This is a genomic window from Quadrisphaera sp. KR29 (assembly GCF_052644995.1).
The window spans coordinates 247219-260359 of the sequence record NZ_JBQXXG010000001.1; the positions used below are offsets into that span (position 1 = coordinate 247219).

Annotated in this window: 10 protein-coding genes; 7 read left to right on the top strand and 3 right to left on the bottom strand. The window is 77.7% G+C overall.

The annotated features are described in order from the left end of the window. The first annotated feature begins 169 nt into the window (after positions 1-169). The 3 genes from ACUN9U_RS01015 (at position 170) to ACUN9U_RS01025 (ending at position 3798) form a co-directional block, all read left to right on the top strand. Complete coding sequence (locus ACUN9U_RS01015) at positions 170-1729, top strand: Na+/H+ antiporter (protein WP_445483056.1); 1560 nt, start codon at positions 170-172, stop codon at positions 1727-1729. A 72-nt stretch (positions 1730-1801) separates the two neighbouring features. Beyond that, positions 1802-3196, top strand: coding sequence for a threonine/serine exporter family protein (locus ACUN9U_RS01020; protein WP_445483057.1), 1395 nt, complete (start codon positions 1802-1804; stop codon positions 3194-3196). A gap of 83 nt (positions 3197-3279) precedes the next feature. Next, positions 3280-3798, top strand: coding sequence for a pyridoxamine 5'-phosphate oxidase family protein (locus ACUN9U_RS01025; RefSeq protein ID WP_445483058.1), 519 nt, complete (start codon positions 3280-3282; stop codon positions 3796-3798). Positions 3799-3964: 166 nt separating this feature from the next. Here ACUN9U_RS01025 and ACUN9U_RS01030 read toward each other — a convergent pair whose 3' ends face one another. From ACUN9U_RS01030 to ACUN9U_RS01040, 3 genes are all read right to left on the bottom strand, one after another. After that, a complete protein-coding gene (locus ACUN9U_RS01030; protein ID WP_445483059.1) occupies positions 3965-5281 on the bottom strand; it encodes a multidrug effflux MFS transporter in 1317 nt (438 codons plus the stop codon). A 119-nt stretch (positions 5282-5400) separates the two neighbouring features. Next, the gene (locus ACUN9U_RS01035) at positions 5401-6699 is read right to left on the bottom strand and encodes a hypothetical protein (RefSeq protein ID WP_445483060.1); all 1299 of its coding nucleotides are present in this window, start codon (positions 6697-6699) and stop codon (positions 5401-5403) included. 158 nt (positions 6700-6857) lie between these two features. Next, positions 6858-7940 (bottom strand): glycosyltransferase, encoded by a 1083-nt coding sequence (locus tag ACUN9U_RS01040; RefSeq protein ID WP_445483061.1) that lies wholly within the window; start codon positions 7938-7940, stop codon positions 6858-6860. 161 nt (positions 7941-8101) lie between these two features. Between ACUN9U_RS01040 and ACUN9U_RS01045 the strand changes: the two genes are divergently transcribed. The 4 genes from ACUN9U_RS01045 to ACUN9U_RS01060 all read left to right on the top strand — a co-directional run bounded on the left by ACUN9U_RS01045 (position 8102) and on the right by ACUN9U_RS01060 (position 13103). Then, positions 8102-9199: a cell wall-binding repeat-containing protein gene (locus ACUN9U_RS01045; RefSeq protein ID WP_445483062.1), complete on the top strand. Its 1098-nt coding sequence runs from the start codon at positions 8102-8104 to the stop codon at positions 9197-9199. A gap of 163 nt (positions 9200-9362) precedes the next feature. Further along, positions 9363-10499: a class II histone deacetylase gene (locus ACUN9U_RS01050; protein ID WP_445483063.1), complete on the top strand. Its 1137-nt coding sequence runs from the start codon at positions 9363-9365 to the stop codon at positions 10497-10499. Beyond that, positions 10496-11884 carry an APC family permease gene (locus ACUN9U_RS01055; protein WP_445483064.1) on the top strand — a complete coding sequence of 463 codons (1389 nt, stop codon included), beginning with the start codon at positions 10496-10498 and terminating at the stop codon, positions 11882-11884. Before ACUN9U_RS01050 ends, ACUN9U_RS01055 begins: the two co-directional genes overlap by 4 nt. A gap of 121 nt (positions 11885-12005) precedes the next feature. Then, positions 12006-13103, top strand: coding sequence for a diguanylate cyclase domain-containing protein (locus ACUN9U_RS01060; RefSeq protein ID WP_445483204.1), 1098 nt, complete (start codon positions 12006-12008; stop codon positions 13101-13103). The last annotated feature ends 38 nt before the right edge of the window (positions 13104-13141 follow it).

Genomic DNA, 13141 nt, shown 5'->3' on the forward strand with positions numbered 1-13141 from the left:
TGGGCACATCCTGGTCCCGGGCGCCCGGCTGGTCCTCGCTGGTCCCTCGGGCCGCGCCGCGCCGCGCCGTGCGCGCCTGGGTCACCGGGCCGCGCGCCCCCGTGACCTCGCCGCCGCGCGGCGGCTGATCGCCTCGCCGCGGGCCGGGGTGGCGCCCAGGATCGGGTGCGTGGACGCCGTCGCCCTGCTGGGGCTGCTCGTGCTGGGCCTGGTGGTGCTCACCCCCACCGCCGACAGGATCGGCGTGCCCCAGCCGGTGCTGCTCACCGTGTACGGGCTGGTGCTCGGCCTGGTGCCCGCCGTGCCCTCCCCGCAGCTGCCGCCGGACCTCATCCTGCCGCTGGTGCTGCCACCGCTGCTGTTCGCCGCCACGCAGGTCACCTCGGTGCGCGAGCTGCGCGAGGCCGCCCGTCCCGTCCTCGGGCTCGCGGTGGGGCTGACGCTGCTGACGGCCGCCCTCGTGGCCGTGGTCGCGCACGCCCTCGGGCTGCCCTGGGCGGTGGCCGTGGTGCTGGGCGGCGTGGTGGCCCCGCCGGACCCGGTGGCCGCCAGCGCGGTGGCCAGCCGGCTGCACCTGCCGCCGCGCCTGGTCACGGTGCTGGAGGGGGAGGGGCAGTTCAACGACGCCACCGCGCTGGTCGTCTACCAGCTGGCGGTCATGGCGGTGGTCGCCGGCGGCGTGGGGGTGGCGCAGGTCGGCGTCGGCCTGCTGGTGGCCGTGGTCGGCGGCCTGGCGCTCGGGCTCGCCGGGGGCCTGCTGGCCCGCTGGGCGCTGGGGCGCCTGGACGACCCCGCGGCGGAGACCACCGTGACCGTGGCCGTGCCGTTCGGGCTGTACCTGCTGGCCGAGCAGGTGGAGGCCTCCGGCGTGCTGGCCGTGCTGGCGGCCGGCCTGTACCTGCGCAGCACCGCCTTCGCCGAGTCGACCTCAGCGGGCTGGCTGCTGGGCCGGGCGGTGTGGCGCTACGTGGACTTCGCGGTCAGCGGGCTGCTGTTCGGCTTCCTCGGGGTGGAGCTGACCCGGGTGCTGCTCGGCGCCTCGCTGCTGGGCGACGGCCCGACGTGGCGCCTGGCCGCCGCGGTGGTCGGGGTGCTGGTGGTGACCCGCGCCGTGGTGGTCTTCACCGCCTCCGGGCTCGCCGGCCGGCGCGCCCGGCGGGAGGACTCCGCCACGCCCGCGGGTTGGCGGGAGTCAGCGGTGACCTCGTGGGCCGGGATGCGGGGCGTGGTGACCGTCGCGACGGCGCTGGCGCTGCCGCAGGTGGTGGACGACGGCGGCGCCTTCCCCTTCCGCGAGGAGGTGGTGGTGGTCGCCCTCGTCGTCGTCCTCGTGACGCTGGTGCTGCAGGGCCTGACGCTGGCGCCGGTGGTCCGGCGGCTGGGGGTGGCCAGCGACGCCGACCCCGCTGCCGACGCCCGGCGGCTGCACCGGGCCACCACCGAGGCGGCGCTCGCCCGCCTGGACGCCCTGGGCGGTGAGGTGCCCGAGCGGGTGCGGCACGCCGTCCAGGAGCAGTACCGCTCCCGGCTGGACTACCGCGCGGCGGTGCAGGAGCTGGTCGACGAGGGGGCCGACGGCGAGCACGGGCAGCTGCGCGAGGTGCTCGCGATGGCCAGCGAGGCCGAGCGGGAGGCGGTGCTCCGCGCCCGGCGCCGCGGGGAGGTCAGCCCCGCCGTCGCCGACCAGGTGCTGCTCGACGTCGAGGCGAGGGCGCTGCGCTACTCCTGATCACTGCCCTGAGCGCTGCCCCTTAGCGCTGCCCCTGATCGCTGCCCCTGGGCGGCCCGTAGGGTCGCGCCCGTGGCTGACCCGCACCCGCCGCGACGCCAGCTCATCACCCGGCTGGACCGGCGCATCGCCGGGCGCCGGCCGGCCTCTCCCGTCGGACGGCGCGCGCAGCGGGCCGGGCTGGCCGAGCCGCAGGTGCGCGAGGTGCTGGAGGTGGCCGTCAGGTTCGGGGAGGCGATGCTCTCCCTGGGCGCCACCGCTGCCGCCTCGGTGGAGGCGATCCGGCGCACCTGCGCGGCGTACGGCCTGCCGGCGCAGGTGGACATCACCTTCACCTCCATCCTCGTCGCCCACGACGCCGCGGAGACCGGCTCCACCAGCGTGCTGCGGGTGGTGCAGGGCCGCGCCGCCGACTACCACCGGCTCAGCCGGCTGGTGACCCTGGCGCACGAGGTGCAGCAGCAGCGTCCTCCCCTCGAGCAGGTGCACGCCCGCCTCGACGAGGTGCTCGAGGCGCCGCACCGCTACCGCCCGGTGGTGGTCACCGCGGCGCTGGCGCTGATGGCCGCCGGCGTCGTGGTGCTGCTGGGCGGCGGGCCGGTGGTGGTGCTGATCTCGGCTGCGACCACGGCGCTCATCGACCTGTGCCTGCGGCGCCTGGGCGGGTGGGGCCTGCCCTCCTTCTTCCTGCAGGCCGCCGGGGCCGCGCTGGCCACCGCGGTGGCCGTGACGCTGCTGGCGGTGCCGGGGCTGCCGGTGGAGCTCTCGGCGCTGCCGCCGTCGCTGGTGGTGGCCTCCGGCATCATCGCGCTGCTCGCCGGCCTGTCCCTGGTGGGCGCCGCCGACGACGCCATCAACGGCTTCCTCGTCACCGCCAGCGGACGGCTGCTGGAGGTGCTGCTGCTGACGCTGGGCATCGTGGTGGGCATCGGCGGGGTGCTCGACCTGGCCTCCCGGCTCGGGGTGGACCTCGTGCTGTACTCCGCCTCCGTGGTCCCGTGGCCGCTGCCCGTGCGCGCGCTGGGCGCCGCGGTGGCCTCCGGGGCGTGGGCGGTGGCCTCCTTCGCCGGGCCGCGGGCCGCCGCGCAGGCGGCGGGCTGGGGCGCGCTGGGCTACCTCGTCTCGGCGGCGCTCACCACGGCCGGCGCCGCCGTGGCGGTGGGCGCGGCGCTGGCGGCGCTGGTGGTCGGCTACGGCGCGGAGGCCCTGGCCCGGCGCACGCGGGTGCCGGCCGCGATCACCGTCACCTGCGCGATCGTGCCGCTCCTGCCGGGCCTGGCGATCTACCAGGGCCTCTTCTCCGTGGTCAGCGGCGCCCCGACCGGCACCGGCGGCGGGCAGCTGCTGCAGGCGGCGATGATCGGGGTCGGCCTGGCCGCGGGCACCACGCTGGGCACCACGCTGGCCTCGCGCGCCCGCGCCGCGCACGAGCGGCCCGCCGACGCCGCCGCTCCCGGCGCGGGATGAGCCGGGCGCGGGCTGAGCCGGGCGCCGGGGGGTCCCGCGCCGTCGACCTGCCGGGAGCGCGCGGTGCGGGGAGGATGGCGGCCGTGAGCACGCAGCACGCTGGCACGGGTGGCGAGGACGGGCGCGGTGACGGGCGCGGCGACGAGCGCGGTGGCGAGGACCGCGAGGGGCCCCGCGAGCTCAGCACCGAGGAGTGCTGGGCCCTGCTGCGGGCGCACCGCGTGGGGCGCATCGGCGTGATGGTCGGCGGCTACCCGCTGGTGGTGCCGCTGAACTACGCCGTGGAGCACGAGGTGCTCGTGGTGCGGACCGGCGCGGGCGCCGTCCACGACGCCGCTCAGCACGCCAACGTCACCTTCGAGGTCGACCAGCTCGACGAGCGCGACCACGGTGGCTGGAGCGTGCTGGTGCGGGCGCTGGCCGAGGAGGTGGGCGAGGACCACACCGAGGACGTGCAGCGCCGCACCCGCGAGAGCGGCGTGGAGCCGTGGGCCCCAGGTCAGCGCGACCACTGGCTGCGCCTCATCGTCCACGGCGTCAGCGGCCGCCACGTGGTGCCGACGGCGCTTGCCGAGGGCCCCGAGCCCGCCGGCTACCTGTAGGCCCCGGCACCCGTCCCCCGCAGCCGAGCGCTCCCTTGCGGTTCCGCGGGGGTGTGGGACCGCAGCCGGGCGCTCCCTTTGCGGTTCCGCGGGGGTGTGGGACCGCAGCCGAGCGCTCGGCTGCGGTCGGGGAGGTTGAGGCGGCCGGGCCCCGGGGGGCGGCGCGTCAGTGGGCGCCGGCGCCGGGCTCGACGTCGACCGGGCCGAGCCGCCAGGGCCGCACGACACCGAGCAACACTGCGCTGGCCGCCAGGGCCGCGCCGAGGATCACCGAGGCCATCGCCGTCGCGTCGTTGCCGAGCACCCCGACCAGCGGCGAGACCAGCGCGCCGACGCCGAACTGCACCGCGCCCAGCAGCGCCGCGGCCGACCCGGCCGCCTCGCCGTGGCGCGACAGCGCCAGCGCGGGGGCGTTGGGCAGGGCCAGGCCGCCGGCGAACAGCACCGCCCACAGCGGCAGTGCGACGCCCCAGATCCCGCCGGTGCCGGTGGTGGCGAGGACCACCAGGACGACGGCGGCGGCCACGGCGGCGAGGTTGCCGCCGAGCAGCACCTGGGCCGGCTCGAAGCGCCGCAGGAACACCGGGTTGAGCTGGGTGGCGCCGATCAGCCAGACCGCGCCGGCGCCGAAGAGGAACGCGAACTGCTGCTGGTCCAGCCCGAACTGCTCCTGGTAGACGAAGGAGGCGCCCGAGACGTAGCTGAACAGGCTCGCCATCGTCAGCCCTGCCACGCCGACCAGGCCGAGGTAGGCCCTGTCGCGCAGGAGCGCGCCGAAGGTGCGCAGCGTGGCGCGCACCGCCAGGGGCTGGCGGCGCTCGGCGGGCAGCGTCTCGCGCAGCGCCAGGCTCCCGAGCACCAGCAGCGCCACGCCGTAGACGGCCAGCACCGCGAAGACCCCGCGCCAGGAGGTGACGCCCAGCACCAGCCCGCCGATGGTGGGCGCGAGCACCGGGGCCGCGCCGATGACGAGGAACAGCCGCGACAGCATGGTGGCCGCGGCCCGCCCCGACAGGCTGTCGCGCACCACGGCCAGCGCGATGACGGCGCCCGCGGAGGTGCCCACGCCCTGCAGGACGCGCAGCACGCCCAGGGTGGTGATGTCGGGGGCGAAGAGGATGAGCACGGAACTGACCACGTGCAGCGCGGTCCCGGCCAGCAGCGGGCCCTTGCGGCCGAGGGCGTCGGACAGCGGACCCAGCACCAGCTGCCCCAGCGCCAGGCCCACCAGCGTGCCGGTGAGCGTCAGCTGCACCGCGGCCTCGGTGGTCTGCAGCTCGGAGGTGATCGTCGGCAGCGCCGGCAGGTACATGTCGATGGTCAGCGGGCCGATCGCCACGAACGCGCCGAGCACGAGCACCGTGCCGAGCAGGCTGCGCTGCACGGGGGCGGGGGCGGCGCCCGCCGTCGTCGTCCTGCCGGAGGCCGGGACGGGTGCGCCGGGCGCGGGGGCGGGCGCGGAGCGTTCCTCGCGCAGCGTCATCGTGGTCCTCCAGGGGCGGGACGAGCGGTGGCGCGCGGGGTCGCCCCCGCTGCTGCCACCCAGCCAGAGCCCAGCCGCCGCCGAGGTTGTTCCCGACGCGGTGAGACGTCACGCACTGTTCACACAGGCACCTGCCGCCAGCGGGCTGGGGCCCCGGGGCCGGTCGCGGCCAGCAGGCACGCGGACACCACCACCCCGACGGCCGCGGGGACGCTGCGGTAGGTGAAGAAGGCGTGCACCTGAGAGTGGTTGCTCAGCACCTCGTACCAGGCGGGCACCACCAGCGCCGGGGCGGCCAGCACCGCCGCGAGCAGCAGCGCGCCGGCGCCGCGGCGCCGCACCGCCACCGCGAGGGCCAGGACGACGACGACGGCGGCCACCGCCAGCAGCGCCCGGGCCGTGGGGACCGTGTCGAGCCACCACGCGGTGTTGGCGGCGGTCGGCGTGCCGAACGAGGGGTCGACGGAGGCGCGGGCCCCGTCGAGGCGCTCGGCGGACTTCTCCCGCACCGCGGTGAAGACTCCGGGGCCCTGCACGGCGGCGGCGATCACCCAGCGGGAGGCCCACGTCACCCCGTAGGCGACCGGCCAGGCGGCGACCGCCGCGGCCACGGCGGACGCCGCGGCGGGCAGCTGCTCCCTGGGCGCGCCGGGCGCGCGGGGCCCGCTGCGGCCGGCAGCGCCGCCCAGGGCGACGGCGCCGGCGGCGGCGGCGCACAGGCTCCAGGACGCCGCCGGTGTGGTGAGCAGGTCCGTGTAGGCCAGCAGCGCTCCCGCGCCACCGGCGCCCACGGCGGCGCCGCGCCAGCCCTCCAGGCGCTCCGACCCGGTGGCGACCGCCGTCAGCGCCACGCCGGCGGCGATGGCCGCCAGCGCGAGGGCGTGGCTGGAGGCGAGGGCGGGGGTGGTCAGGGCGTTGGTGGCGAGGGCCACCGGCAGCACCAGCGCGCAGGCGGTGGAGGCCCCTGCCCGGCGCCGCAGCGCGCCCCACGCCGCCAGGCCGGCGGCCGCGAGCAGCGCCCCGGAGACCACGCGCACGCCGGGAACGCCCAGGGTCGCCAGGACGGGACGGGTGATGACGGCGTAGCCGTTCCAGTAGCGGTAGTACGCGGCCGGCGGCAGCACCGTGGCCCCCGCCGCCAGCGCCCGGATCTGGCTGGCGCCCGCGCCGCACGCCTCCAGGCGCGGGCCGCCGATGGCGCGCACCCACAAGGAGCGGGGGTCGTCGGCGGAGCTGACGCCGTAGCCGAGCACGACGCACTCGGTGAAGCGGTCCGCGCGCCCGCCCAGGCCGTCCGGGACGTAGGAGGGCCCGTAGTCGCCGTCGGCCAGGGCCTCGGCGAGGTGCTCGATCACCGGGCCGTTGGGCACCGCCTGCGCCCCGACCAGCCCCGCCAGCAGGACCAGCTGCAGCAGCACCAGCGCGGCGGCCCACGCCAGGGCGGAGCGGGCACCCGACCTCAGGACGCCTGACCTCGTGCTGCCCGACCGCGGGCCGGCGGGCCGCACGCGGCCGTGCCGCAGCGCCCGCCGCGGGCTGCCCGCGGGGAGGGGCTGCGCCGGGGGCGGCGCGGGCATCAGGTGCCCGCGGTCACGGGTGGCTGGGCGGCGGGGGAGCGGGCGGCCGGGGACTGCTCGGAGGAGGACCGGGCGAGCGCGGGCTGCGGGCCGGGCGGTGGCGGGGCGGGCGTCTGCGAGGAGGGCGTGTGCGGCACGGGCGTCCGGGGGCCCGGCGGCGCCGTCCTCGCGCCCGAGGACGCGCGGGCGCGGCCCGAGGTCAGCCCACCGCCGGGGGCGCGGTGCTGCAGGTACGCCAGGCGCAGCGCCTCGTGGCGGCTGCGGCGCAGACCGCCGAGCACGGCACCCGTGGCCAGCGCCGCTGCCGCCAGCACGGCCGCCGCCAGCGGTGAGCCCGCCAGCAGCGCCGCCGCCGCGAGCAGGGCGGCGAGCAGGGCGTGCACGGCCAGCGGGCGCTCGGCGTGGGCCAGGCGCGCCACCCAGCCGAGGATGCGCGCACCGTCGCGCACGGTGCGCAGCTTGCTCGCGCTGCCCGCGGGGCGGTCGCAGAAGGCGACGGGGACCTCCACCTGGGGCACGCGCAGCGCGGCGGCGTGCACGGTGAGCTCGGTCTCCACCTCGAAGCCGCGGCTGCGGGCGGGGAAGGTCTTGACGAACCGGCGCGACATCACCCGGTAGCCGCTGAGCATGTCGGTGGTGCCGGTGCCGAACACGAGCGCCACCAGGCGGTTCAGGCCCCGGTTGCCGGCGGCGTGGCCGGGCCGGTAGGCGGCGGGGCTGCTGGGGCGGCGGGCGCCCACCACGACGTCGTAGGGACCCGAGAGGAGCACCTCGACGAGGTCGGCCGCGGCGGAGGCGTCGTAGGTGCCGTCCCCGTCGACGAGCACGTACACGTCGGCGTCGACGTCGGCGAACGCCCGGCGGACCACCGCGCCCTTGCCGGGCACCGGCTCGCGCCGCACCTCGGCGCCGTGCGCGGCCGCCACCGCCGCCGTGCCGTCGGTGCTGGCGTTGTCGTAGACCCACACGGTGGCCTCGGGCAGGGCGGCGCGCAGGTCGTCCACGACGGCGCCGACCGCGGCCGCCTCGTCGACGCAGGGGACGACGACGGCGATGCGTCCCGCGCTGGTCACCCACGTCACACCGCAACGTAGCGCCGCGGGTGCGCCCGCCAGGGGCGATCGGCGCAACCGCCCCGGCCCGCAGGTGGCGCCGCGGCGCCCCGCTGCGGCGTGGCGCCGCGGATCCGCGCCCGCGGCGTGCCACGGTCGACGGGACACCGATGACGTCTGGAGGACGGGCTGTGCGCACCACCGGCTGGAGGGCAGCGGCGATGACCGCTGCGCTGGTCGCCGCGAGCGCGCTGGGCACCGCCGGTGCGGCCGCCGCCGAGCCCGCGCCAGCGGTCGAGCCCGCGCCAGCGGCCGAGCCCGCGCCAGCGGACGGGGCGGTGGGCGCGCCGGAGGTCCAGCGGCTCGCCGGCGAGGACCGCATCGGCACCGCCGTCGAGGTCAGCCGGGCGGTCTTCTCCGAGGAGGACGGCGCCTACGCGGCCTTCATCGCCTCGGCCGCCAGCTGGCCCGACGCGCTGGCCGCCAGCGCCCTGGCGGCCCAGTACCGGGCGCCGCTGCTGCTGGTGCCCGCCGACGGGCAGCTGCCGGCGGTGGTGCGCGCCGAGCTGCACCGCCTGCGCGTGGAGCAGGTGTACGTGCTGGGCGGTGACAGGTCGGTGAGCGACAGGACCATCGCGCAGCTGGGCGACCTGGCCGTGGTCCAGCGCTTCGACGGCAACGACAGGTACGACACCGCCGGGTACGCCGCCAGCGTGCTGGCCGACCCGGGCGCGCCGCTGTACGTCGCCTCCGGGACCGGCTTCGCCGACGCCCTGGGGGGCGGCGCCGCGGCGGGCGCCGTCGGCGGGGCGCTGGTGCTCACCGACCCGGCGCGGCTGCCCTCGTCGCTGGCCGCGGACATCACCACGCTGGCGCCCAGCCGCGTGGTGGTGCTCGGCGGCCCCGGCACGGTCTCCGACGCCGTGGTCGCCCAGCTCACGGCCCTGCTGCCCGGCACCCCCGTGACGCGCACGTACGGCGCCGACCGCTACGAGACCGCCGCGCGGACCAGCGCGCAGGTGCACCCCGACGGCAGTCCCTCGGCGCGCGCCGCCGACGGCTCCGGCACCGTCTCGGCGGTGATGCTGGCCAGCGGGACGAGCTTCCCCGACGGCCTGGCCGGCGCCGCCGTGTCCGGCCCCAGCGGGGTGCCGCTGCTGCTCACCGGGAAGGACTGCGTGCCCGCGGCGACGCTGGCGGAGGTGCGGCGGCTGCGGGTCGAGCGCGTGGTCGTGCTCGGCGGCCCCTCGGTGGTCGGCCCGGCTGCCGCGGCGCTGACCCCCTGCTGATCCCGTCGGGCACCACGTCTCCCGCCGCGCGATCCGCAGCGAGCGTCCGGCGCGCCACGCGGATCCGCGCCGGGACCCTTGTCGCGGCGTCACGCCGCCCCTAGGGTCCGGGGCACCCCGGCGGCGCGGTCCGTGCACGCCGCCCGGGACGACGGGAGGGCGCATGCGCACCGGCTACGTGTGGGAAGAGCTGTACGGCTGGCACGACACCGGCAGCCACGCCGGCTTCGTGCGGCCCGGCGGGCTGGTCCAGCCCCACCACCACGTGGAGTCCGCCGAGTCCAAGACGCGCTTCGCGGCGCTCGTGGAGGTCAGCGGCCTGGGCGCCAAGCTGGACCGGATCCGCGCGGTGCCCGCCACCGAGGACGACGTTCTCGCCGTCCACACCCGCGAGCACCTGGAGCGCATCCGCGCCGGCAGCGCCGCCGAGCGCGGCGGGGACGCCGGTGACGGCACCTCCCCGTTCGGGCCGGGCGGCCTGGAGATCGCCCTGCTGGCTGCCGGGGGCGCCGTCCAGGCGGCCGCGGCCGTCGTCACCGGGCGCGTGCAGAACGCCTACGCCCTCGTGCGGCCTCCCGGCCACCACGCCCGCCCGGAGACGGGCATGGGCTTCTGCGTCTTCGCCAACGCCGCCATCGCCATCCAGCACGTGCGCCGCCACCACGGGGTGCAGCGCGTCGCGGTGGTCGACTGGGACGTCCACCACGGCAACGGCACCGAGGAGGTCTTCGCCGAGGACCCCGACGTGCTGACGGTCTCGGTCCACCAGGACCAGCTCTACCCCAAGGGCACCGGGCGGCTGGCCGACCGCGGCCGCGGCGCGGGGGAGGGCTCGGCCATCAACGTGCCGCTGCCCGCGGGCACCGGCAACGACGGCTACCTGCACGCCGTGCAGGAGGTCGTGCTGCCCGCGCTGGAGCGCCACCGCCCCGACCTCGTGGTGGTCGCCTCCGGCTTCGACCCCGCCGCCCTGGACCCCCTGGGCGGCATGGTGGTGACGACGACGGGCTTCCGGCGGATGGCCCGCGCCGTGCTCGACGCCGCCGCCGGCCTGTGCGACGGGCGGGTGGTCATGACCCACGAGGGCGGCTACAGCCCCGTCTACGTGCCGCTGTGCGGCGTCGCCGTGCTCGAGGAGATGTCAGGGGAGAGGACCGACGTGACCGACTTCCTCGCCGAGGAGTACGAGGACCTGCCCGACCAGGCCCTGCGCCCGCACCAGGCCGAGGCGGTGCGCGCCGCGGCGCGGGCCGCCGGGCTGACCGACCACGCACCAGCCCTCCAGGAGGTGGCCCGATGAGCACGGTGGACCGCGGCGGGGCTCCCGCCGAGCAGCAGGCGGCGCGCGGCGTCGTCGTCGACGGCAGGCTCCGCCGGGTCCTGGGGACGCCCTCGCTGGTGCTCTTCGGCCTGGCCTACCTCGTGCCGCTGACGGTCTTCACCACCTACGGCCTCATCACCCAGCAGACCAGCGGCCACCTCGCCACCGCGTACGTCGTGACCACCGTGGTCATGGCCTTCACCGCGGTCAGCTACGCGCTCAACGTCCGCGCCCACCCCTCGGCGGGCTCGGCGTACACCTACGTGCAGCGCGCCTTCGGCGGGCACGCCGGCTTCCTGACCGGCTGGGTGCTCATGCTCGACTACCTGCTCCTGCCGATGATCAACTACCTGCTCATCGGCATCTACATCAACGCGCAGTTCCCCGCCGTGCCCGCCTGGCTCGTCGTCGTCGTGGCGATCGCCCTGGTGACGGTGACCACCGTCGTCGGCATCACCGTGGTCGACAAGGCCAACCTCGTGCTCGTCGGCGCGCAGCTGGTGTTCGCGGTGGTCTTCGTGGCGCTGGTGGTCGCGCAGTTCGCGGGCGCCTCGCAGCGGCCGGGGCTGCTGGAGCCGTTCGTCTCCTCCGACCTCGCCTGGCCGGCGGTCTTCGCGGGCGCCGCGGTGCTGGCGCTGTCCTTCCTGGGCTTCGACGCGATCTCCACGCTGTCGGAGGAGGCCCGCGAGCCGCGCACGTCGGTGCCGCGCGCGATCGTCATCACCACGGCGCTGGGCGGGGTCATCTTCGTGGTCCTGTCCTGGGCGTCCCAGACCGCGCTGCCCGACTGGCAGTCGATCAGCGACCCCGACTCCGCGGGCCTGCAGGTGATGGCCGAGGCCGGCGGGCAGGTCCTGGCCAACTTCTTCCTGGCCGCCTACATCGCCGGCTGCTTCGCCTCGGCGACGGCCAGCCAGGTCTCCGTGGCCCGCATCCTGTTCGCCATGGGCCGCGACGGCGTGCTGCCCCGCGGGGTCTTCGCGCTGCTCTCGGCGCGCTTCCGCACCCCCGTGGGCGCGACGCTGGTGGTGGCCGCCGTCTCGCTGCTGGCCCTGGTGATCGACCTGGCCACCCTGGCCTCGGTGATCAGCTTCGGCGCCCTGGCGGCGTTCTCGCTGGTCAACCTCACGGTCATCAAGGGGTACGTGTGGGACGGCGGCCGGCGCTCCCCGCGCGACCTGCTGCTCTACGGCGCCGTCCCCGCCATCGGCTTCGTGCTGACGCTGTGGCTGTGGACCAACCTCACCGGCGAGACGTTCCTCGTCGGGGGCCTGTGGGCCCTGGTCGGGGTGGCCTACCTGGCGTGGCTCACGCGCGGCTTCCGGCGGCCCCCGCCGCAGCTGGCGGTGGACCACACCCCCTGACGGCTGACCGCCGGCCCCACCGGGTCAAGGGAGCGCACCCGCCTGCCGATGCGCTGCGCATGGGGAGCGCCGGGTCCGTGCCGCGCGCCGGCAGCGCCGGGCGCGGCGAGGACGAGCCGTGATGCGCCGCGTCGGCGCCTTCGCAGTGGCGCCCGCGGGGGTGCTGCTGGCGGTGGGGGCCCTGGTGGTCCTGCAGCTGCAGGGTGCGGCCCGGGGCTGGCCCTGGCCGCTGCAGCTCGTGCTGTGGGTGGCCTTCTTCGCCAGCCGTGACGACGGGGTCCAGCGGGTGCTGGGGGGAGGCTCGCTGGAGCGCCGCGCGGTGCTCCGCACGGCCCTGGGCTGCCTGCTCGGCGTGCTGGGGGCGTGCAGCGCCGGGGTGCCGGAGGCGGCTCCCGTGCTGTGCACCCTGGTCACCGCCGTGCACCTGCAGTGGTCGGCGCGGTGGTCGCTGCCCGCGGGGCTGGCGTGGATCTGCCTGTCCGTGCCCGTCGGCGCCCTCGGGGACCACCTGGGCCAGGCGCCCTGGCTCACCGGCGCCCAGGGCCTGTGGCTGTCCGTGGCGCTGATGGGCCTGGGCGTGGCCACCGCCGGCAACCTGGCCCTGCTCGCGGCCCAGCAGGACGAGGCCCACCGCCGCCTGGCCGCCGCCCAGCAGCTGCGCGAGGACCTCCTGCGCCGCGCCGCCGACCAATACGCGCTGACCGGGCTGCTCTCCCGCTCGGCGGTCACCGCGCTGCTCGAGCGGGTCGCCGCCGACGCGGCGCCCGGCAGCGCCGCCGGCGTGCTCTTCTGCGACCTCGACGGCTTCAAGGCCGTCAACGACGGGCACGGCCACGCCGCCGGTGACGCGCTGCTCGTGCAGGTCGCCGCGCGGCTGACCGCGGCCGTGGGCGACGCGGGTGCGGTGGGGCGCGTGGGAGGCGACGAGTTCGTGGTGGTGCTGCCCCGCCTCGCGCGGGCGGAGCACGCTCACGAGGCGGCGCAGCGGGTGCGCGACGCGCTCGACACCCCGGTGCCGGTGGCTGGTGCGCTCCTGCGCGTGGGGACGAGCGTCGGGGTGGCCGTGGCCAGCGCGCCGGCCGGCGCCGACGCGCTCCTGGACGCCGCTGACGCGGCCATGTACGCCGACAAGGCGCGCCGCCGGCGCGAGCGCGGCCCCGCCGGGCTGCCCGGGGGACCCGTGCCCACCGCGGCCGCCCCCGCAGCGCCGAGGGCCTGACCGCGCGTGCCCGGCGTCACACCGACCGGGCAGGGCAC